The organism is Stenotrophomonas sp. C9D9 (assembly GCF_056491205.1).
Map to the genome: position 1 here is coordinate 41,151 of NZ_JBSZIF010000006.1, position 21,116 is coordinate 62,266.

Consider the following 21,116-nt stretch of genomic DNA (forward strand, 5'->3'; position numbering starts at 1 on the left):
CATCCCACCGGCAGCGCGTCAGCGCGGCACATCGCACTGGAGTTGCCTGCCATCCCAGCGGCAGATGGGGCCGGACGGCGCTGCGCCCGGATTGATGATGATCTGCACGCCATACAGGTGCGCTGAATCCAGCCAGTTCTGGTAGCTCTGTTCGTCATTGAAGTGATAGGCGCCAGAGTAGCCTTCGCCGGTTTCGGCATTGGATGCCGCGCCATCGGGAATGCGGTTGCCGCTGGCATCCACGCTTTCGCCGGAAACGTATCGGGCTCTGTCGACGGAGTCCGGTGAGATCACCAGCCTGGTCCGGGAGCCATCGCGCCAGGTGATGACATAGGTCACCGTCTGCACCCCGAACAGCTTGCTGACCCAGCTCAGGACGATCGAAGAGAGGGTGGTGGCCAGCGAGTTCCACGCCGCGTGTTCGCTGTTGGCGCCGCTGAAGGCCTGGCCAACGGCGAGTTCCAGCTGGCTGCGGTAGGTTGCCGAATGGACCACGTCATAGGCGTTGAGGTCTTTCATTGCTGGCGGGAAGGTGATCCCGTTCGCGCTCTGTGGATCGTCGGGGTGGATGGGGACGACGGCGCCGTTGCCGAAGGCTTGCGGGACGAACTGTGTCCCGGATGCAATGTGGCCCTGCGGCAGTGCAAGGATCCGCTTGAACGTCGCGGTCACTTCCGCTGGGACCGCTGTGGGAACGGCACGATAGCGCCGTAGCTCGCGGTCATATTCCACGGTGTAGCCATTGAGCCGACGCTGGTCCGGGTCGACCACGACCGTCAGGCCCACTCCGGACTGGAGTGCGGCCGAGCGCGGGTCGGCGCAGGGGCTGCAGGGCACGACGCCGCCGGCACGGGCGGGCGATTGTGAGGCGATGGCAGCTGCAAGCAGGAGGCAGGCGGCGAGCCGCTGACTGCGAGGAAAGCCGGGCATGGGAGCTCCTTGTACAGTCCATTGAAGGAGCGACATGGATAGCGTCGCCACGCGAGCAGCGTTGCGAGGCAGTTCACACCTTCTTCGGCTGTGTTGGCAGGCGTCAACGATCGCCGCAGATGACCTGGACGAGCCGGCACGAGCCGACAGCCGCTGTCTGGCAGCGTTGAAGTGGCTGGCCGGCACTGGATGATCACGACAGCGTTGGCCTTCCCACTACAATGCCATCCGCTTTCACGGAGAACGTGCAGATGATCTACCGCGGTTGGGGAATCATGACGCTGGTGACGCCGATTGCAGCGATCCTGCTGCTGGCGTACTTCTTCCCGCATGACGGCCCCAAGGGCAATATTCCGCTGCAGCAGGTGCTGCTGGGGGCAGGTATCGGCGCAACCGTGAACGTGCTGCTGGGCCTGTGGCTCAACCGTGCGCCCCGGCAGAAGGGCGAGGCTGCGCGCCATCATTTCTTCTTCGTACCGATGCAGTGGGCCGCGCTGGTTCTGGTGGCGGTGTGCGTGGTGGTCGCACTGCTGCGCTGAGGCGTAGCGCCTACAGCTCTGGTAGGTGCCAACCTTGGTTGGCACGAATCGAAGAGCGCCAACCAAGGTTGGCATCTACCAGACAGGAAAGAAAAAGGCCCCGGATCACTCCGGGGCCTTTTCGTTTCAGCGCACTGCCGGATCAACGATCCGGGCGGTGTGCAGCATCCGCGTCGCGCTGGCGTTCCATGAACTCCTTGGACGGTTCATCCAGCTTGTCACCCAGCATGCGGCGCACGACCACGAAGAACACCGGGATCATCAGCAGGCCGAGCAGGGTGGCGAACAGCATGCCGCCGATCACGCCGGTACCGATGGCGTGGCGGGAGTTGGCGCCGGCACCGGTGGAGATCGCCATCGGGATCACGCCCATGATGAACGCGAACGAGGTCATCAGGATCGGGCGGAAACGCAGGCGGGCCGCTTCGATGGTGGCATCGCGCAGGTTCCTGCCGGCTGCGCGCTGCTCCACCGCGAACTCCACGATCAGGATCGCGTTCTTCGCCGCCAGGCCGATCACGGTGATCAGGCCGATCTTGAAGAACAGATCGTTGGGCAGGCCTCGCAGCATCGACAGGCCCAGTGCGCCCAGCACGCCCAGCGGCACGACCAGCAGCACCGCCACCGGGATCGACCAGCTTTCATACAGGGCTGCAAGGCACAGGAACACCACCACGATGGACAGCACCAGCAGCAGCGTCGCGGCATTGCCGGCCAGGATTTCCTGGTAGGACATGCCCGACCAGTCGTAGCCGAAGCCGGCCGGCAGGTCGTCGTTGACGATGCTCTCCATGGTCTGCATTGCTTCACCCGAGCTGGTGCCCGGGGCCTGCGAGCCGACGATGTTGATCGCCGAGTAGCCGTTGTAGCGGCTCAGCGACGGCGGTGCCGACACCCATTCGGACTTGACCACCGTGTTGAGCGGGATCATCGCGTTGGTGCCGTCGGCATTCGTGGTCAGGCTGGACGGGCTGTAGAAGCTCTTCAGCGATTCCTGGCCGGTGCGATACGGGCCATCGGCCTGCATGGTCACGCGCTTGATGCGGCCTTCGTAGAAGAAGTCGTTGACGTACACCGGGGCCAGCATCAGCTGGATGGTGCTGTACACGTCCGACACCGACATGCCCATCGACTGCGCCTGCACGCGGTCCACGTGCAGCTGCAGCTGCGGGGCGTTTTCCAGTCCGTTCGGGCGCACGCCGACCAGTGCTTCGGGCTTCTGCGCAGCCTTGCCCAGCAGGATGTTGCGCGCCTGGGTCAGCTGTTCGTAGCCGGCACCACTGCGGTCCTGCAGCCACATGTCGAAGCCGCCGAACTGGCCGAGGCCCTGCACGGTGGGCAGGTTGACCACGAAGATCTGCGCTTCCTTGATGCCGTAGAACGCGCCGTTCATGTTCTGGATGAACTCGGGCGCGGTGAACTTGCGTTCCTCCCACGGTTTCAGGCGGATGAAGCCCATGCCCACATTCTCGCCGGAACCGACGAAGCTGAAGCCGGCCACCTGCAGCATGCCTTCATAGCCATCCTGCTTTTCCAGGATGCCACGCATCTGCGCGAACACTTCGTTGGTCTGGCCCTTGGTCGAGCCCGGCGGCAGCTGCACGATCGCCAGCGCATAGCCCTGGTCTTCTTCCGGCAGGAAGCTGCCCGGCATGCGGGTGAACAGGAAGCCGCACAGCGCGGTCAGCACCACGAACAGGATCATCCAGCGCGGCGCATGGCGCACCGCCGAGGTGATGTGGCCCACATAGGTGTGGCTGATCTTGTCGTAGTACTTGTTGAAGGTGCGGTAGATGATGTTCGGGTTGTCGTTGTGCGTCGGCTTGAGGAAGGTCGCGCACAGCGCCGGGGTGAAGCCCAGTGCCAGGAACGCCGAGAACGCCATCGAGATGGCGATGGTCAGCGCGAACTGCTTGTAGATCTCACCGGCGGCACCACCCTGCAGGGCGGACGGGATGAACACCGCGGCCAGCACGACGGTGATCGCCACCACCGCGCCGGTGATCTGGGTCATCGCCTTCTGCGTGGCCGGCTTCGGCGCCAGGCCTTCCTCGGTCATGATGCGTTCGACGTTCTCGATCACCACGATCGCGTCATCGACCACGATGCCGATCGCCAGCACCATCGCGAACAGGGTCAGCTGGTTGATCGTGAAGCCGATCATCCACATGCCCAGGAAGGTGCCGAGCAGGGCCACCGGGATGACCAGGGTCGGGATCAGCGTCGCGCGGAAGTTCTGCAGGAAGATCAGCATCACCAGGAACACCAGGAACACTGCTTCAAACAGTGTCTTGACCACTTCCTGGATGGAGATCTTGACGAAGGTGGTGCTGTCGTACGGCGAGAACCAGGTCACGCCGGACGGGAAGCTGGGCTGCAGCTCGTCCATCTTGGCGCGCACCGCATCGGCCACGTTCAGGGCGTTGGCGCCCGGCAGCAGCTGGATGGCGAAGGCGCCGGTCGGCTTGCCGTTGTACTGGGTGTCGAAGCCGTAGTTGTTGGCACCGAAGGCAACGCGGGCGATGTCCTTCAGCAGCACGCGCGAACCGTCAGCGTTGGCGCGCAGGATGATGTTCTCGAACTCCTGCGGCGAGCTGAAGCGGCCTTCGGCCGAGACCGTGGCGGTGAAGTGCTGGCCTTCCGGCGACGGATCCGAACCCAGCGCACCGGCAGCGAACTGCACGTTCTGCGCACGCACCGCGGCCAGCACCTGGCTGGCCGACAGGCCGTAGCCCTGCATCTTTTCCGGGTTCAGCCAGATGTTCATGGCGTACTCGGAACCGAACTGCTGGGTGCTGCCGACGCCGGGGATACGCGAGACCTGGTCGAGCACGCGCGAACCGACGATGTCGTTCAGGGCATCACGGTTGATGGCCGGCGTATCGGACTGCAGCGCGATCACCATCAGGAAGCCGGCGTTGGCCTTGGCCACCACCACGCCCTGCTGGGTCACTTCCGAAGGCAGGCGTGGCGTGGCCAGCGAGACCTTGTTCTGCACCTGCACCTGAGCGATGTCCGGATCGGTACCGGTCTCGAAGGTCAGGGTGATCTGCGCACGGCCGTTGGAGGCCGACGAGGAACTGAAGTACAGCAGGTGATCGATACCGGTCAGCTGCTGCTCGATCACCTGGGTGACCGATTTCTCGGTGGTGTCCGCGCTGGCGCCCGGGTAGGTCGCCGAGACGGTGACCTGCGGCGGGGCGATGTTGGGATAGGACTCCACGCCCAGGTTGAGGATCGCGATCACGCCGCTGAGCGAGATCAGGATCGCAACCACCCAGGCGAAGACTGGATGCTCGATGAAAAATTTAGGCATGACGGAAGGTTCCCGTTACTGCTTGTTCGAATCGGTGGCGGCCGGCTTGGCCGCATCGGCCTGCTCGGGCTTGGCCGCGTCGGCCGGTGCCTTGCCTGCGGCCGGTGCTGCGCCCGCCGGAGCGGCGCCGCCTGCGGCAGGCTTGCCGTTGGCGTCCTGCCCCGGGGTCCACGGCTTGGCCACCGCCGGTGCACCTTCCTTGACCTTCTGCACGCCGGCCACGATCACCTTGTCACCGGCGGCCAGGCCGTCGCTGACCAGCCAGTTGCCGTTCTGCGCGCCATCGGTCTTCACGTTCTTGCGCACGACCTTGCCATCGGCACCGACCACCATCACGTAGCCGCCGGTGGTGTCGCGCAGCAGGGCCTGCTGCGGCACCAGGTAGGCGTTGTTGCGCTCGCCCAGGTTGGCCTGGAAGCTGACGAAGGCACCCGGCAGCAGGATCTGCTGCGGGTTCGGCAGCAGCGCACGCAGCGACACCGCACCGGTGGCCGGGTCGACCGTGGTCGAGGAGAAGTCCAGGGTGCCGGGCTCACCATAGGTGCTGCCGTCGGCCAGCTTGACGTTGACCGTAGCCTTGCCGTCACCGGACAGCGCCAGCGCGCCCTTGGCCTGCTGCGCACGCAGCTGGGTCAGCTCATCCACGCTCAGCGAGAAGTTGACGTACAGCGGGTCGAGCTGGTCGACGGTAGTGAGCAGGGTCACATCGCCCTGGCCAACCAGCGCGCCCTCGGTGACCTGCTGCTTGTTGGCCACGCCGCTGATCGGTGCGGTCACTTCGGTGTAGCCCAGGCTGATGCGCGAGGAGGTCACCGATGCTTCGGCCTGCTTGACCGCGGCCAGCGCGGTGCGCTCGGCCGATTCGGCATTGTCCAGGTCGGCCTTGGAGACGAACTGCTGCGGGGCCAGCGAACGTGCGCGGTCGGCGGCGACCTTGGCGTTGGCGTAGGTCGCGCGGGCCGAGGCGAGCTGCGCCTCGGAGGCGTTGAGCGAGGCACGCAGCGGCGCCGGGTCGATCAGGAACAGGGTCTGGCCCTGCTTGACCTGCGAGCCTTCCTGGTAGACGCGCTTGAGCAGCACGCCGGGCACGCGTGCGCGGACGTCGGCGCTGCGGAACGGCGACAGGCGGCCGACCAGCTCGCGCTGCAGCGGCAGGGTCTGCGGCTTGGCGTCGATCACGCCCACCTCCGGCGGCGGGGGCATCTGCTGTTCCGGCTTCTTGCAGGCAGCCAGAGCGACAGCAACGGCGCACGTCAAGGCAAGGGTGCGGAGTGGGGCGGTCATCAGGAGGAACTCCGGGGTTGGTTTGTAGACGGGGCCGGCGACGGCTGTGGCGCGAACGCGCGCAGGAAGCTGTCGACGGAGAACTCTGCCCAGCGCCGACGCAGGAGCGCGTCATCACGATGGGGGGTATGGAAGCGCTGTTTGTCGAAATCCTGACCGGCGATCATGCTCAGCAGCAGTTCGGCCATGAAGTGCGGGTCGTCATGCCGGAGCTGGCCTTGCATGCAAACGGTTTCAATCCATTCAGCAAGATGAAGCGTCAGCGCGCCGGCACCATGCCGGTACAGCGTACGCGCCTCTTCGGGAAACTGGGCCGCCTCGGCTGCAATCAGCCGGCAGGCCTGTCCTACGTGCGGTTGGTTGAAATGCTCCAGGAAGTCGGTGGCGAACTGGAGCAGGCTGGCACGCAGGTCGTCACCGCGGAGTGCACGCAGCATGGCCCCGGTGGCGTGGCCGACGTGGCGCTGCATCACCCGGCGCAGCAGTTCCTGCTTGCTGCCGTAGCGCGAGTACAGGGTCTGCTTGGAGCAGCCGGCATGCTGGGCCACCGCGTCCATGCTCATCTGCATGCCCTGCTGGGCCAGCAGTTCGCGCACGGCATCGAACACGCGCTCATCGCGCGCGTCGAGGGCAACGGGGAGGTAGGCCGGGTTCACGCGGTGGACTATACCGTCCAGTTCAGGATTGTGGAATCGAATCGGCGTCGCCGCGTGTGTCTTCCGGTAACACGCTTTGCCGATCCTGTCGGCAGTGCTGAAGCAGGCGCCAGCTCCATACCGGAGCGAACTGAATAGGCGTCTAAACCGCAGCAAACCCGAATCTGGTTATTCCGTCCTGCAGCAAGGCCTTTTCGTGCGGTAGGGCTACAATTTCATTTTCCCAACTGAGCAAGCGCATCGCTCTGCCATGAAACCGCAAAAAACCGCAGCCAAGACCGTGAAAAACAAGACCAAACCAGCAGAGTCGGAGGTCGCAGTGACCGCTGGTTTCTCCCTGGAGCCGGTGTACACGGCATTGCGCAAGCGTTACCCCGCGGCCGCACAGGCCGAAGCGGTGGCCTTCGCCACTGACTTCTACAAGCGCATGGAGTCGGACGAGTTCCCGCACCACAGCGCTGAAGAGTGGGCCGCGCTCGCGGCTGAGACGCTGGAATTCGCCCGGACCCGCAAGGCCGGCAAGGCCAACGTCCGCGTGTTCAATCCGACCGCGAAGGCCAACGGTTGGGAATCGCCGCACACCGTGCTGCAGATCGTCAACGACGACATGCCGTTCCTGGTCGATACCGTCACCATGTCGCTGGCCGAGCAGGGCGTGGGCGTCCACGTGCTGGGCCACCCGGTGCTGCGCTTCACCCGCGACAAGGCCGGCAAGCTGGTCAAGGTCGGCGAAGGTGACACCGAGTCGGTGATGCTGCTGGAAATCGACCGCCAGCCGGCCGAAGCCATGGCTGCCATCGAGCAGGCCATCAACAAGGCGCTGGACGAAGTGCGTGCGATCGTGCGCGACTGGCAGCCGATGAAGGACAAGGCGCTGGCGCTGGCCGACGACCTGGGGAGCCGCCAGCTGCCGGTCGACGACGCGTCGCGCAAGGAAGCACAGGAGTTCCTGCGCTGGGCCGCCGACAACCACTTCACCTTCTTCGGCTACCGCGAGTACCGCGTCGAGAAGCAGGGCAAGGAAGAAGTGCTGGCGCCGCTGAACGACACCGGCCTGGGCCTGATGCGCGGCAAGGACAAGTCCGCCGCCCGTCCGGTCAAGACGCTGGCCGCGCAGGGCCTGAACACCACGTCCGGTCTGAAGGACGCGCTGATCCTGACCAAGACCAATGCCCGTTCGCGCGTGCACCGCGCCGGCTACATGGATTACATCGGCGTGCTGGAATTCGACGCCAAGGGCAAGATCATCGGCGAGCAGCGCTTCCTCGGCCTGTTCACTTCCAGCGCCTACAACCGTCGCCCGTGGGAAATCCCGCTGGTGCGCCAGCGCCACGAGCACGTGATGAAGCAGTCGGGCCTGGCCCCGGCCAGCCACAGTGGCAAGGCCCTGCGCCACATCCTGGAAACCCTGCCGCGCGAAGAACTGTTCCAGTCCAGCGAGGACGAGCTGTTCCGCACCGCGATGGGCGTGCTGGGCCTGCAGGAGCGCGTGCGCAGCCGCCTGTTCCTGCGCCGCGACAAGTACAGCCGTTTCATCTCCGCGCTGGTCTACCTGCCGCGTGAGCGCTTCAACACCGACGTGCGCCTGCGCATCGAAGCGATGCTGAAGGAAGCGCTGCACGGCGAGTACGTCGACAGCTCGGTGGTGCTGGGCGAATCGCCGCTGGCCCAGGTGCACCTGATCGTGCGCCCGAAGCCGGGCGAAATGCTCGACGTCGATACCGCCGAACTGGAGCAGAAGCTGGCCCAGGTGCTGCGCAACTGGCAGGACGACCTGCGTGAAGCGCTGGTGACCCGCCACGGCGAGACCGAAGGCCTGCGCATCGCCGCCCGCATCGGCAAGGCGCTGCCGGCCGGCTACATCGAAGACAACAGCACCGCGGTTGCCGCCAACGATGTCAGCCAGCTCGACGCCCTGACCGGCCCGGACGACCTGCGCCTGAGCCTGCAGGCCGTGCCGCGCGAAAGCGGCGATGGCCTGCGCCTGAAGCTGTATCGCCAGCTGGACGACATTCCGCTGTCGGACGCGCTGCCGATGATGGAAAACATGGGCCTGCGCGTGATCGCCGAGCGTCCATACCGCCTGTCGGTCGACAACGCCCCGGTGTACGTGCAGGACTTCGAGGTCGAGTCGACTGCCGGCGCGATCGATGCCGCCAGCGTCGATGAAGCCTTCGGTGAGACCTTCGCCCGCGTCTGGCACGGCGATGCCGAGAACGACGGCTTCAACCGCCTGGTGCTGGCTGCGGGCCTGCACTGGCGCCAGGTCGCCATGCTGCGTGGCTACTGCAAGTACCTGCTGCAGACCGGCGTGCCGTTCTCGCAGGCTTACGTGGAGGGCACCTTCGCGCGCTACCCGCTGCTGGCCCGCCTGCTGGTCGAGCTGTTCGAAGCCCGCTTCGATCCGGCCACCGGCCACGAAGGCAAGGACGACATCGCGGCTGGCCAGGCCCAGCTGAAGGCCCACTTCGACGTGCTGGCTGCTGGCGACGACGCCACCCTGAAGGTGCTCAAGACCGTGGTCGACGCCCGCAAGGGTGACCGCGACGCGCAGATGCAGGCCGCGCGCGATGCGCTGCTGAAGCTGATGGACCGCGTGTCGAGCCTGGACGAGGACCGCATCCTGCGCTCGTTCATGGGCGTGATCGACGCGACCCTGCGCACCAGCTACTACCAGACCGATGCCAACGGCCAGCACGGCCACGTCATCAGCTTCAAGTTCGATTCGGCGCTGGTGCCGGACCTGCCGAAGCCGCGCCCGTACCGCGAAATCTTCGTCTACGGCCCGCGCGTGGAAGGCACCCACCTGCGCTTCGGCGCGGTCGCCCGTGGCGGCCTGCGCTGGTCGGACCGTCGTGAAGACTTCCGTACCGAAGTGCTGGGCCTGGTCAAGGCACAGATGGTCAAGAACACCGTCATCGTGCCGGTCGGCGCGAAGGGCGGCTTCTTCGCCAAGACCCCGCCGGTGAACGGCGACCGTGATGCGATCTTCGCCAACGGCGTGGCCTGCTACAAGCTGTTCATCCAGGGCCTGCTGGACATCACCGACAACATCGTCAACAACAAGATCGTGCCGCCGGTGGATGTCGTGCGCCACGACATGGACGATCCGTACCTGGTGGTGGCCGCCGACAAGGGCACCGCGACCTTCTCCGACATCGCCAACGGCCTGGCCATCGCGCACGGCTTCTGGATGGGCGATGCGTTCGCCTCCGGTGGTTCGGTCGGTTACGACCACAAGGGCATGGGCATCACCGCACGCGGTGCGTGGGAGTCGGTCAAGCGCCACTTCCGTGCGCTGGGCCGTGACAGCCAGAGCCAGGACTTCACTGCGGTCGGCGTCGGCGACATGTCCGGCGACGTGTTCGGCAACGGCATGCTGCTGTCGCGCCACATCCGCCTGGTCGCTGCGTTCGATCACCGCCACATCTTCCTGGACCCGAACCCGGATGCGGCCACCACGTTCGTTGAACGTGAGCGCCTGTTCACCGTGCCGCGTTCGAGCTGGGCGGACTACGATGCCAAGCTGATCAGCAAGGGCGGCGGCGTGTACCCGCGCAGCCTGAAGTCGATCGAGATCACCCCGCAGGTGCGTGAAGCGCTGGGCCTGGACGAGAACGTCAAGGCGCTGTCGCCGAACGACCTGATGAGCGCGATCCTGAAGGCGCCGGTCGACCTGCTGTGGAACGGCGGCATCGGTACCTACGTCAAGGCCGCCAGCGAGCAGCACAGCGATGTCGGCGACCGTGCCAACAACGCGCTGCGCGTGAACGGTGGCGAGCTGCGCTGCAAGGTGGTGGGCGAGGGCGGCAACCTGGGCATGACCCAGCTGGGCCGCATCGAAGCCGCCCAGGCCGGCGTGCTGCTCAACACCGACTTCATCGACAACTCGGCCGGTGTCGACACCTCCGACCACGAAGTCAACATCAAGATCCTGCTCAACGATGTGGTGCGGGCCAAGAAGCTGACCGTCGAGCAGCGCAACAAGCTGCTGGCCTCGATGACCGATGAAGTCGCCGAGCTGGTGCTCAACGACAACTACCGCCAGAACCAGGCGCTGAGCCTGATGGAGCGGATGGCGGTCAAGCGCCTGGGTTCCAAGCAGCACTTCATCCGTACCCTGGAACAGCAGGGCCTGCTTGATCGCCAGATCGAGTTCCTGCCGTCCGATGCGGAGCTGTCGCAGCGCAAGGCACGCGGCCAGGGCCTGACCCGTCCGGAACTGTCGGTGCTGCTGTCGTACTCCAAGCTGGTGGCGTTCGCCCAGTTGCTGGATTCGGACATCCCGGAAGATCCGTACCTGTCCAAGGAACTGCAGCGCTACTTCCCGACCCCGCTGCAGAAGAAGTACGCCGACGCAATGGAGCGTCACCGCCTGAAGCGCGAAATCATCGCCACGGCCGTGACCAACCAGACCATCAACCGCATGGGCGCCACCTTCCTGATGCGCATGCAGGAAGACACCGGCCGTTCCATCGCCGAGGTCGCCAAGGCCTACACCATCAGCCGTGAAACGCTGGATGCACGCGCGCTGTGGGCGCAGATCGATGCCCTCGACGGCAAGGTGCCGGAATCGGTGCAGATCGACGCACTGGAAGTGATCTGGAAGCTGCAGCGCTCGTTCGTGCGCTGGCTGCTGTCGCGCCCGGGCGCGATGCCGGGCATCACTGAGGCGGTCAACCGCTACCAGGGTCCGTTCAACGACATCCGCGTTGCCTCGGGTGTGCTGCCGGATTCGCAGCGTCCGACCTATGAAGCCCTGGTGGCCGAATGGAAGGAAAAGGGCCTGCCGTCCGCGCTGGCGCAGCAGCTGGCCGAACTGCACTTCCTGGAGCCGGCGTTCGACATCATCGAACTGGCCCGTACCCGCAAGCTGAAGCCGGTGGACGTGTCCAAGGTCCACTTCCGCCTGGGCGATGCCCTGCAGCTGCCGTGGCTGTTCGAGCAGGTCGATGCGCTGGAGGTCAACGGCCGTTGGCACGCCGTGGCACGTGGCGTGCTGCGTGACGAGCTGGCCGCCAACCACCGCAACCTGGCGGGCCAGGTGCTGGGCACCAAGGGGGGCAGTGCCGAAGCCAAGGTGGCCGCATGGATGGGCCGCGATGACAACAGCCTGCGCTTCACCCTGGCGATGCTGGCCGAACTGGCCGAGCAGAAGACCCTGGACTACCCGACCGTCTCGGTCGCGGTCCAGCGCCTGGGCCAGCTGGCCGCACATGGTGCGTAAGTGAAGTAGTGCCAGGCCATGCCTGGCATGAGTGAAACGGAACGGCCCCGCGAAAGCGGGGCCGTTCTGTTTTGCGGCGCATGCCTGAGTCTGGTGGTGCCGGCCACCGGCCGGCACTGCCGCTTGGATCAATGCCGGGTGTTGGAGTTACGGCCTGAGGCTTTCGTTGTATCGGGCCACATCTGCGGCAACACCATTCATGTGCAGCACCTCATCGCGCTGACCGTGATTAATGGCGCGGCTGCCGTCTTCCAGGATGCGGGTGCTGGTTGGATACATGGGCAGTACGTTGCCCGAGCCGATGACCGGTACCGGCTGCTTGCCGTTGATCTTCATGCCCAGGGCCTTGCCGACTTCTTCGCGCAGGACGTCGGTCGAGCACAGCACATTGGTCGCAACCACGAAGCGCTTGTTGGCGGCGGAATGATGGGAGCCGCCGCAGCCCTCGGCGAAACCGCCGTAGTAAAGGCCGTCCGAGGGCCTGGTCACGTAGTTGAAGTCGGGCTGTTGTGCCAGCCATTCCGGAATGGCATGGGTAGAAATTCCTGCGGGGACCCTGTAATTCATTGCGGCTGCTTCACGCAGGCGAAACGTTGCGCCGGAGTGCTGCAGCGCCACGTTGGTCTTCCTGAGGCTCTCGCGCATCAATACGAGGATGTCCTCATCCGGCCGGCCTGGGCCTGGAGGGCCCACCAGAGTGACGTCGATGGTGGCGGTTTCGCGGACCCAGTCGAACCGGCCGTTGACCCTCGTCAAGCGGAAAGATGCCCGCTCGCGGCGCTTGAGAGTATCGACCCTGTTGCCGGTGACCGTGATGCTTGCATTGGGGTGGGTGTTTACCACTTCGATACGCGCGTGCTCCGTCATCCGGCCTGAGTTCGTGGGGAAGCTCACGTTCCTGCCGTTGCTGGTAATCGAGGTAAACATCGTCTGGGCCTTGTCGAGGCGACCATTTGGCAGCGCGTCAGCGTCGAAGTGCTGGACTGGATAGCGCAGCGGATGCCATTGCCCGCTGCCCACGCCGCCGTCGTCGAGATAGATCAGTTCCATCGACTGGCCAGGCTCGATCACCCAGTAGGCGTTGGCGTGATCGAAGAGGTTTGGTGCGGCCAGCGCTATGGCGCGATCGAGCGCCGGATGCACGGAGACGGTGCGACGATCCCGATCGCTGGCCACGTCAGGGAGACGCAATGACCTGTACGAATCTTCCGGTGTAATCTCAACTACCGTTCGGGGCGCGTCGGGCTTGTCCATATGCCTGGCGATGCTGACCGGAACAAGGGTCGCGTAATCAAGCTTCCATTTGCGATGGTTCGGATCGAACACGAAGTGATGCACATCACCCGTCCCCAGCTTCATCTGCGCATCGGGGAACAGCGTGTTGTTGCCCATGATCCGGGTAGGCCACGTCGCATGGTTGGTGACAGTAATCGTGTCATAGGGAAGATTGGGCTGGCTGGGCAACCCGATCTCGCCGGCCCACTGGCCGTCGTACAGCGAGACTTTGGTGATGAATTTGCGGCCCATGGTGGGCACCCACCAGCGCTCGGTATTGTGAGGGATCAACTCCCGTACGTCGCCGATGACTTCCCATCCCTGTTCGCGCTTGTCCAGGTCCACCCATTTCGAGGCAGGGATGATCATGCGGTTGGCATCCGGCGGCAGATGCGAGAACTTTCCGATGAGTTCGAAGTTCTGGTCTTTGCCAGCGGAGTTGGAGATCAAGAAGGACATTTCCCCTGGCTGGGACTGATGTGAAGGCAGTCGTGCCCGCTCCATCCAGTCCATGGCGCTTACTGTGAAATCCACATGGGTGTATGTGTCAGGTAGTTGCTCCTGGTGGTTGATCCTGCTGGGTGTCAGGTGGGCGCTACCGGACTGCGCGAGGCTGTTGCCTGCTGGCAGCAACGCCGCCAGGGCGATTGCGAGGTGGTGGATTCTCATGGGCTCTCTCTTGGATAGGCGGCCGATCAGCGACGTGCCCTGCGGGCCTGCGCCAACGCTGGGTGTGCCAGGCGAACCTGATCGGCACATCAATGGTCATGAGAGTGGTATGAGAAGCCTATCGGACGATATCGAGATGTCGTTGCTGTCGCCGGGGAGGGCTGGATCCTGCCGCACCGCTGAAACCCTCATTGAATCGAATGAGGTGCCCGATCCAGCCTGCGGTTGCGCTGCCCGGGGGGCGAGGTATGCTTTGCCCAGCCCTTCCGGATCTGCCGCGCTGATGAGCGACACCCCCCGCATCGCTTTCCTGGCCAGCACCACCGAGCCCGCGCAGATGGCCCGCGCGGCGATGGTCTCGCGCTATGGCGACCACGCGCCGGAACAGGCCGACGTGCTGTGCCCACTGGGCGGCGATGGCTTCATGCTGCAGACCCTGCACCGGCATGGGCACCTGGGCAAGCCGGTATTCGGCATGAAACTGGGCACGGTCGGCTTCCTGATGAACCAGTACCGTGGCGACGACGACGTGCAGGCCCGCATTGCCCGTGCCGAACCGGCCAACCTGCGCCCGCTGGAAATGGTGGCGCTGACCGAGTCGGGCACCAGTACCGGTTCGCTGGCCTACAACGATGTGTCGCTGCTGCGCCAGACCCGGCAGGCCGCGCATATCGGCATCGACCTCAACGGCCAGGAACGCGTGGCGGAGCTGATCGGCGACGGCGTGCTGGTGGCCACCCCGGCCGGCAGCACCGCCTACAACTATTCCGCGCACGGTCCGGTGTTGCCGCTGGGTTCGCATACCATCGCGCTGACGCCCTTGGCCCCGTACCGGCCGCGTCGTTGGCGCGGGGCGATCCTCAAGGCCGACACCGAGGTGCGCTTCCGCGTGCTCGATCCCTACAAGCGGCCGGTCAGCGTCACGGCGGATTCGCACGAGACCCGCGACGTGGTCGAGGTGACCATCCGCGAGTCGAAGGACCGCCGCGTGACCCTGCTGTTCGACCCGGAGCACAACCTGGAAGACCGGATCCTGAGCGAACAGTTCGTTTTTTGAGGACAATGGGCGGCCGGCCCCGCCGACCGCTTGAAGGACCCCCACCGATGGGCGACAACTCCCCCCGTTTGCTGACCGTCGCGGTGACCTCGCGCGCCCTGTTCGACCTCGAGGAAAGCCATGCGCTGTTCGAGAGTGATGGCGTGGCGGCCTATGCCGAATTCCAGCGCCAGCACGAGGACGACATCCTCGGCCCCGGCGTGGCCTTCCCGGTGGTGCGCAAGCTGCTGGCGCTGAACCAGGGCGCCAGCCCGGAGAACCCGCGCGTCGAGGTGATCCTGCTGTCGCGCAACTCGGCCGATACCGGCCTGCGCATCTTCAACTCGATCCAGCACTACGGCCTGGGCATCATCCGTGCGACGTTCACCGCCGGCGAGCCGACCTGGCCGTACGTGAAGCCGTTCGGCACCGACCTGTTCCTGTCGGCCAACCCGGAATCGGTGCGCAGCGCGCTGCGCCATGGCATTGCGGCGGCGACCATCCTGCCCAAGCCGCCTGGCGAGACCGCCGCTGCGGCGGCCGACCAGATCGATACCGGTCGCCCGGCCGGCCAGCTGCGCATCGCCTTCGACGGTGACGCCGTGATCTTCGGTGACGAGAGCGAGCGCATTTCGCGCGAGCAGGGCGTGGAAGCCTTTGGTCGCCACGAGCGCGAACGCGCCCGCGAGCCGCTCAGCGGCGGTCCGTTCCGGGGTTTCCTGTCGGCGCTGCATACATTGCAGGAAGTGTTCCCGGCCGGCGAGAGTGCGCCGATCCGCACCGCACTGGTCACCGCGCGATCGGCACCGGCGCATGAGCGGGTGATCCGCACCCTGCGCGAGTGGGGCGTGCGCCTGGACGAGGCGCTGTTCCTCGGCGGCCGCCACAAGGGACCGTTCCTGCAGGCGTTCGGCGCCGACATCTTCTTCGATGATTCGCAGCACAACATCGACAGTGCCCGCGAGCATGTGGCTGCCGGCCACGTACCACATGGTGTCGCAAACGAGAGCTGAGGCTACGACGGGTGGGTGCCAACCGTTGGTTGGCACTGCCATGCATCCGTGCCCACCAAGGTGGGCACCTACGAGAGCGCCGCTCCCGTCACGGGCTGCCGGACATCCCCAGCTGCAGGTCCACCACCTTCCAGCGCAGGCCCTGCGGTTCCAGCACCACCTTCAGCGGCGGCTGGCCGGGGCCGCGATCGACATCGATCACGAAGCGGTCCATTGCCTCGAAATGGTGCTCGGCATGCTTCAGCGGCCGCGCCGGTTCGGTCGCACCGAAGGCATCGCCGCCCTGCAGCTCATTGCGGCCACGCTTCCACAGCACGTGGCCCTGCAAAATCGCGCCGATCCCGGTCGGGGTCACCATGGTCTCCACCGCGGCACCGCCAAGCTGGTCGCCCAGCCCATAGAGCAGGGCGCCGAACGGGCTGGCTGCCACGTCGGGGCCGGCCTGGCGCACCAGGTAGTCATTGAGTTGCGCACGCAGGCTGCTGCGCACGCGCGGGAAATCGACGTAGCGCTCCAGGCGAGCGGTGTCGCGCTGCTCGATGGCCTTGGACAGGCCATTGACGGTCATGTAGGGGCCGCCGAACCACCAGGCCGCGACGGCCAGGACCAGCAGCACAATGAGTGCGGTGAGTTTCTTCATGCCGACCAGACTGCCGCAATGGCGGCAGTGCCGGGTGAAGACTCAATGACTGGGCGAACCACGGCCGTCACCGAAGGCATCGACCAGCTGTTGCCGTTCGGCCGGGGTCAGTGCTTCCAGCCGCGTCGCCAGCACCTCGTCGAGGCTGCGGGTACGGGTGGTGCCGAGGATGCCGCTGGCCACGCCGGGATGGCCCAGCGCATAGGCGAAGGCGGTCTGGGCCGGGCGTTGGCTGCGGATCGTGCCCATGGCGCGCCGCATCTGGCGGGCGCTGCGCATCAGCTGGCGGCTGCTGGGTTTCAGCCAGGCGCGCGCCAGGTACCAGCCATCGGCCAGCCGTGGCAGGCGAGGACGCGGGGGCAACAGGTGGCCTTGCGCCAGCACGGTGCCGGCCAGCACGCCAATACCCACTGCCTGCAGCTGGTCGATCAGCGGTTCGCGGTCCTGCTGCAGGGCGTTGTAGTCCAGCAGCACCACATCGAACGCGTCGGGCTGGGCGATCATCCAGCGCAGGGTCGATGCCGAGTGGGTGTTGATGCCGGTGTGCCGGATCAACCCACGCTCGCGCAGGCGCTGCAGCGCGGCCAGCAGGTCGTCGTTGATGTCGTGTTCGCTGGCGCCATGCAACTGGTAGATATCCAGATGATCCAGGCCGAGGTTGCGCAGCGACGCCTCGCAGCTGGCGGTGATGGCCGCGGGCGAGAAGTCGCGCTGCTCGGCGCCGCTGATGCCGGCCTGGCCGGTGAGCGTGCCGCCTTTGCTGGAGATCACCAGCGCGTCGCGCGGGTACTGCTTCAGCAACGGGCGCAGGATGCGGCCCAGGCGCGGCTCGGCATGGAAGCCGGAATAGTTGTGGCCAGTATCGAGCAGGTTCACGCCATGGGCGAGCGCATGCTCGACCACGGCGGCCGCCTCATGCTCCGGGAAACGGCGATGACCCCAGAAGCCGGAGCAGCCCAGGCCGATCGGTGAAACGGCCAGGCCGGTGCGGCCGAGCACGCGCCGCTGGCGGGCCAGCGGAAGATGCTGAGACATCAGAACTCCAGGTCCAGCGCGGCGCACAGGTAGTCCACGAACGGGCCGAGCGCCGCCAGGTCCTTGCCCAGCGTGGAAAGCAGGCGCGGCCCGGTCATGGTGGCATCGTCCAGCGAGCGCCACATCACCCAGTTGCGGTGCTTGAGGTCGTCGATGAACTCGAAGTCGGCCGGGAAGCCACGCGGGGGCCGCACCAGCTTCTCGCTCTCCTCGAAATCGAAGCGCTTGCGCAGGGCCGGCGCATGCGCGGCGGCCTTCCAGCTGCCCGGGTTGTCGAGGATGAAGTGGCGCACGCGACGCTGGGTTTCAGGCTCCGGATGCCACAGGCCGGCACCGACGAAGCTCTCGCCGGGCTGCAGGTGCACGTAGAACGAAGGCGCGGCCACTTCGCGGCGGCGCTCATGGAACAGGCGCGCGCCCTGCCAGGTCTTGTACGGTGACTTGTCGTTGGAGAAGCGCGCGTCGCGATGGATGCGGAACAGCGAGCCGCCCACGCCGCGGGTATCGGCGCGGAAATGGTCGCTGACCTCGGCCAGGGCCGGCTGCAGGTCGCCCAGCAGGCGCAGGAACGGCTGCCGTACGTGGTCTTCATACTGCTGGCGGTGGTCGTTGAACCAGGCCTTGTCGTTATGCCGCGCCAGGCTGCGCAGGAACTTGAAACTGGCGTCCGAGAAGTAGGTGCTCACAGCGTCTCCTGCAGGTGCTGGCCCCAGTCGCGCAGCGATTGCAGCAGGGCCTGGCGCCGCGCGTCGTCGGGCGCTTCGGCGGCCAGTGCATCGAGCTGCTGCTGGTATTGGGGCAGGTTGAGTTCGCCCAGCCCGCCGTCGCCGAGCAGGCGCTGGCGGCGGTAATCCTGCCAGCGCTGGCGTTCCGCCGGCGCGAGGCTGTCGGGGTGGTTGCGTGCGCGGTAGCGGAACAGCAGCTCCGGCAGGCGCGGGTCGCGGAAGCGGCCTTCCAGCGCAGCCAGCTGCTCCGGCGCGGTGGTGCGTGCCAGCGCAAGCAACGGCTTGTCGCCGTTGCCGAGGAAGCCGTCGTACAGCGAGGCATCGACGTCGGCCACGGTGGCGGCGCGGGGCTGGTTGTAGACCTGCCGGGCCTTCTCGGCCAGCTGTGGGGCGAACGCGCGCAGCCGTTCCACCTTGGCTTCGATCGCGGCCACGTCCAGGCCGAGACGAGCGTGGTCATCGGCGCGCAGGTGGTTCCAGGCGATCAGCGCCGGCACCTTGTTCAGATGTACTTCCTTCAGCGGCACCCGCGCCACGCCTTCGGGCAGCTCGCTGGCGCGCATGTACAGGCGCTGCGCGATCACCTCGGCCGGCAGTTCCAGCAGGTCGTCAATCTCGCCTTCCAGGTCGAACACGATCACCCGGTTGTTGATGGTCGGGTGCACGGCCAGCGGCAGCACCGGGGCCGCACACAGGCGGCTGGCCGGGTAGCGCATGGAAATGTGCAGCACCGGCTTCATCGCGGCCACGTCCAGCAGGCTGCCGACGAAGCGTTTGTCACGCAGCTTCAGCGCGTAGTCCCACAGGCGTGGCTGCGACTGCTTGAACAGGCGTGCCATGCCGATGGTGGCGCGTACGTCGGACAGCGCTTCGTGCGCATCGCCCTCGCGCACGTTGTTGGCCTCGGCCAGGTGCTCGAGCTTGAACGATGTGGCGCCATCCTCGCGCAGCGGCCACTGGATGCCGTCCGGGCGCATCGCGCGCATCAGCCGCAGCATGTCCAGCAGGTCCCAGCGCGAATTGCCGTTGCGCCACTCGCGCTCGTACGGGTCGTGGAAGTTGCGGAACAGGCCGTAGCGGACGAATTCATCGTCGAAGCGCAGCGTGTTGTAGCCCAGCGCGCAGGTGCCGGGGCGCGACAGCTGCTCGTTGATGCGGTCGAAGGCCTCGGCCTCGCTGATGCCCTCGGCCAAGGCCTGCTGCGGGGTGATGCCGGTGACCAGGGTGGCCATCGGCGAGGGCAGCAGGTCATCGGCCGGGCGCACGAAGAAGCTGACCGGGGTGTCGATTTCGTTGAGGTCAGCGTCGGTACGGATCGCGGCGTACTGCGAGATGCGCGTGCGCCGCGGGTCCTGGCCGAAGGTTTCCAGGTCGTAGAACAGGAAGCTGTCGGCCATCAGTGCGCGCCCTCCAGGACCGGCAGCTGCGCGTGGATCTGCGCTTCCAGTGCGGCCCAGTCGATGTTGTCCAGTGAATCGTGACCGGCGGTGGCGGCCACCAGCATGTCGCGCTGCAGCTCGGTGCGGCGCAGCGCCTCGGCGTAGGGCGTGTGCAGGAAGGTGACCATCGTGTAGTGCGGTACGAAACGGGTCGGCCAGCGCCGCTGCAGTTCCTGCTCCAGTTCGCGCTGCAGCAGGAACGCAGGATCGGCGACGCGGTCGCGCATCTCCAGGTAGTTCTCCAGCGCCATCTGCTGGATGGCACGTGCATTCGGCTTGCGCTCGGCTTCGAACGCGGCGAACGCGCCTTCCAGGTCATCGGCCTCCATCAGGTGGCGGGCCAGCGCAACGCAGTCCTCGAACGCGCAGTTCATGCCCTGGCCGTGGAACGGCACCATCGCATGCGCGGCATCGCCGATCAGCACGGCGCGGCCGTGCTGGTGCCAGCGCTCCAGGGTGAGCGTGCCGAGCAGGCCCGGCGGGTGCTGTTCCCAGTCCGCGCGCAGGTTCGGGATCAACGGCAGGGTGTCGGCGAACTCGCGTGCGAACAGCGCCTCGGCCTGCGCGCCGGTGTTGACCGTGGCGAAGCTGGGATCGCCCAGGTTGGGCAGGAACAGGGTGACGGTGAAGGTGCCTTCGTGGTTGGGCAGGGCGATGCACATGTAATGGCCGCGTGGCCAGATGTGCAGCGCATTGCGCTCGATGCGGAAGCTGCCGTCGGCGGCCGGCGGGATCTCCAGCTCCTTGTAGGAGTGGTCGAGGAAGGCGATGTCCTCGCCCAGCGGCGCACGGCGGTTCATCGCCGCGCGCAGTGCCGAACCGGCGCCGTCGGCACCGATCAGGGTGTCGAAGCGGATGTCGTGCGGGCTGTCGTCGCGGTCATCGATGAAACGCGCGTGGCCGGCATCGAAATCAACGGTGTGCAGGCGGCGATGGAAGTGCACGGTGGCGCCGGCCTGTTCGGCCAGTTCCAGCAGCGTGGTGTTCAGATCGCTGCGGTGGATCGACCAGATCACTTCGCTGTCATCACGGCCATAGCGCTGCAGCTGCGGTTCGCCGTCGCGCGGGTGCACCATGCGGCCGCGCATCATCACCGCGCGTGCCATCACTTCATCCTCCACACCCGCCTGGCGCAGCGCATTGCGCCCGCGCTCGGCCAACGCCAGGTTGATCGAGCGGCCACTCTCGTAGTCGGCCACGCGCGGATCACCGCGGCGTTCGTACAGGGTGATGCGCCAGCCTTGCCGTGACAGCAGGATGGCCAGCAGGGACCCGGCCAGGCCGGCACCGATAATGCTCAACGAGCGGGAAGCATGTGCGATCAACGAACTG

14 protein-coding genes are annotated in these 21,116 nt (G+C 66.1%); 4 read left to right on the top strand and 10 right to left on the bottom strand.

From position 1 onward, the window contains the following. Positions 1 to 18: 18 nt before the first annotated feature. Positions 19 to 930, bottom strand: a complete 912-nt coding sequence (locus ACXI0D_RS15635) for a hypothetical protein (protein ID WP_458219937.1) — start codon at positions 928 to 930, stop codon at positions 19 to 21. A 251-nt stretch (positions 931 to 1,181) separates the two neighbouring features. Between ACXI0D_RS15635 and ACXI0D_RS15640 the strand changes: the two genes are divergently transcribed. Further along, on the top strand, positions 1,182 to 1,469 hold the full coding sequence (locus ACXI0D_RS15640; protein WP_075678314.1) for a hypothetical protein: 288 nt from the start codon (positions 1,182 to 1,184) through the stop codon (positions 1,467 to 1,469). A 142-nt stretch (positions 1,470 to 1,611) separates the two neighbouring features. On the opposite strand, the gene ACXI0D_RS15645 is transcribed toward ACXI0D_RS15640, so the two are convergent. The 3 genes from ACXI0D_RS15645 to ACXI0D_RS15655 are packed head-to-tail and all read right to left on the bottom strand — an operon-like array spanning position 1,612 to position 6,725. Continuing rightward, positions 1,612 to 4,785 carry a multidrug efflux RND transporter permease subunit gene (locus ACXI0D_RS15645; protein WP_135966674.1) on the bottom strand — a complete coding sequence of 1,058 codons (3,174 nt, stop codon included), beginning with the start codon at positions 4,783 to 4,785 and terminating at the stop codon, positions 1,612 to 1,614. 15 nt (positions 4,786 to 4,800) lie between these two features. Continuing rightward, on the bottom strand, positions 4,801 to 6,069 hold the full coding sequence (locus ACXI0D_RS15650) for an efflux RND transporter periplasmic adaptor subunit (protein ID WP_014037750.1): 1,269 nt from the start codon (positions 6,067 to 6,069) through the stop codon (positions 4,801 to 4,803). Beyond that, positions 6,069 to 6,725 (bottom strand): TetR/AcrR family transcriptional regulator, encoded by a 657-nt coding sequence (locus ACXI0D_RS15655; RefSeq protein ID WP_014037749.1) that lies wholly within the window; start codon positions 6,723 to 6,725, stop codon positions 6,069 to 6,071. The genes ACXI0D_RS15650 and ACXI0D_RS15655 overlap by 1 nt, the downstream gene beginning before the upstream one ends. A gap of 250 nt (positions 6,726 to 6,975) precedes the next feature. Between ACXI0D_RS15655 and ACXI0D_RS15660 the strand changes: the two genes are divergently transcribed. Then, positions 6,976 to 11,952, top strand: coding sequence for an NAD-glutamate dehydrogenase (locus tag ACXI0D_RS15660; RefSeq protein ID WP_479642778.1), 4,977 nt, complete (start codon positions 6,976 to 6,978; stop codon positions 11,950 to 11,952). 147 nt (positions 11,953 to 12,099) lie between these two features. Here the strand turns inward: ACXI0D_RS15660 and ACXI0D_RS15665 are convergent, their stop codons facing one another. Beyond that, positions 12,100 to 13,896 (bottom strand): hypothetical protein, encoded by a 1,797-nt coding sequence (locus ACXI0D_RS15665; protein ID WP_119006498.1) that lies wholly within the window; start codon positions 13,894 to 13,896, stop codon positions 12,100 to 12,102. Positions 13,897 to 14,179: 283 nt separating this feature from the next. Between ACXI0D_RS15665 and ACXI0D_RS15670 the strand changes: the two genes are divergently transcribed. Both ACXI0D_RS15670 and ACXI0D_RS15675 read left to right on the top strand, forming a co-directional pair. After that, the gene (locus tag ACXI0D_RS15670) at positions 14,180 to 14,953 is read left to right on the top strand and encodes an NAD kinase (protein WP_006376667.1); all 774 of its coding nucleotides are present in this window, start codon (positions 14,180 to 14,182) and stop codon (positions 14,951 to 14,953) included. A gap of 47 nt (positions 14,954 to 15,000) precedes the next feature. Next, entirely contained in the window at positions 15,001 to 15,945 is a 945-nt protein-coding gene (locus ACXI0D_RS15675; protein ID WP_119006497.1) for a 5'-nucleotidase, read from the top strand. A gap of 88 nt (positions 15,946 to 16,033) precedes the next feature. Here the strand turns inward: ACXI0D_RS15675 and ACXI0D_RS15680 are convergent, their stop codons facing one another. Genes ACXI0D_RS15680 through ACXI0D_RS15700 form a run of 5 tightly spaced genes read right to left on the bottom strand, consistent with a single transcriptional unit; the run spans position 16,034 to position 21,109 of the window. After that, positions 16,034 to 16,585: a DUF2939 domain-containing protein gene (locus ACXI0D_RS15680; protein WP_119006496.1), complete on the bottom strand. Its 552-nt coding sequence runs from the start codon at positions 16,583 to 16,585 to the stop codon at positions 16,034 to 16,036. 42 nt (positions 16,586 to 16,627) lie between these two features. Then, on the bottom strand, positions 16,628 to 17,620 hold the full coding sequence (locus ACXI0D_RS15685) for an aldo/keto reductase (protein ID WP_119006495.1): 993 nt from the start codon (positions 17,618 to 17,620) through the stop codon (positions 16,628 to 16,630). Continuing rightward, a complete protein-coding gene (locus ACXI0D_RS15690; protein ID WP_032127674.1) occupies positions 17,620 to 18,306 on the bottom strand; it encodes a DUF2461 domain-containing protein in 687 nt (228 codons plus the stop codon). The genes ACXI0D_RS15685 and ACXI0D_RS15690 overlap by 1 nt, the downstream gene beginning before the upstream one ends. Further along, entirely contained in the window at positions 18,303 to 19,742 is a 1,440-nt protein-coding gene (gene sbcB, locus ACXI0D_RS15695; RefSeq protein WP_014037744.1) for an exodeoxyribonuclease I, read from the bottom strand. The genes ACXI0D_RS15690 and sbcB overlap by 4 nt, the downstream gene beginning before the upstream one ends. Continuing rightward, positions 19,742 to 21,109, bottom strand: coding sequence for an FAD-dependent oxidoreductase (locus tag ACXI0D_RS15700; RefSeq protein ID WP_119006494.1), 1,368 nt, complete (start codon positions 21,107 to 21,109; stop codon positions 19,742 to 19,744). The genes sbcB and ACXI0D_RS15700 overlap by 1 nt, the downstream gene beginning before the upstream one ends. Between the last annotated feature and the right edge of the window lie 7 nt (positions 21,110 to 21,116).

Coding starts and splice junctions, on each gene's coding strand:
- ACXI0D_RS15685 (WP_119006495.1), bottom strand. CDS start 17,620: ATGTCTCAGCATCTTCCGCTGGCCCGCCAGCGGCGCGTGCTCGGCCGC.
- sbcB (WP_014037744.1), bottom strand. CDS start 19,742: ATGGCCGACAGCTTCCTGTTCTACGACCTGGAAACCTTCGGCCAGGAC.
- ACXI0D_RS15665 (WP_119006498.1), bottom strand. CDS start 13,896: ATGAGAATCCACCACCTCGCAATCGCCCTGGCGGCGTTGCTGCCAGCA.
- ACXI0D_RS15645 (WP_135966674.1), bottom strand. CDS start 4,785: ATGCCTAAATTTTTCATCGAGCATCCAGTCTTCGCCTGGGTGGTTGCG.
- ACXI0D_RS15670 (WP_006376667.1), top strand. CDS start 14,180: ATGAGCGACACCCCCCGCATCGCTTTCCTGGCCAGCACCACCGAGCCC.
- ACXI0D_RS15635 (WP_458219937.1), bottom strand. CDS start 930: ATGCCCGGCTTTCCTCGCAGTCAGCGGCTCGCCGCCTGCCTCCTGCTT.
- ACXI0D_RS15650 (WP_014037750.1), bottom strand. CDS start 6,069: ATGACCGCCCCACTCCGCACCCTTGCCTTGACGTGCGCCGTTGCTGTC.
- ACXI0D_RS15660 (WP_479642778.1), top strand. CDS start 6,976: ATGAAACCGCAAAAAACCGCAGCCAAGACCGTGAAAAACAAGACCAAA.
- ACXI0D_RS15680 (WP_119006496.1), bottom strand. CDS start 16,585: ATGAAGAAACTCACCGCACTCATTGTGCTGCTGGTCCTGGCCGTCGCG.
- ACXI0D_RS15675 (WP_119006497.1), top strand. CDS start 15,001: ATGGGCGACAACTCCCCCCGTTTGCTGACCGTCGCGGTGACCTCGCGC.
- ACXI0D_RS15640 (WP_075678314.1), top strand. CDS start 1,182: ATGATCTACCGCGGTTGGGGAATCATGACGCTGGTGACGCCGATTGCA.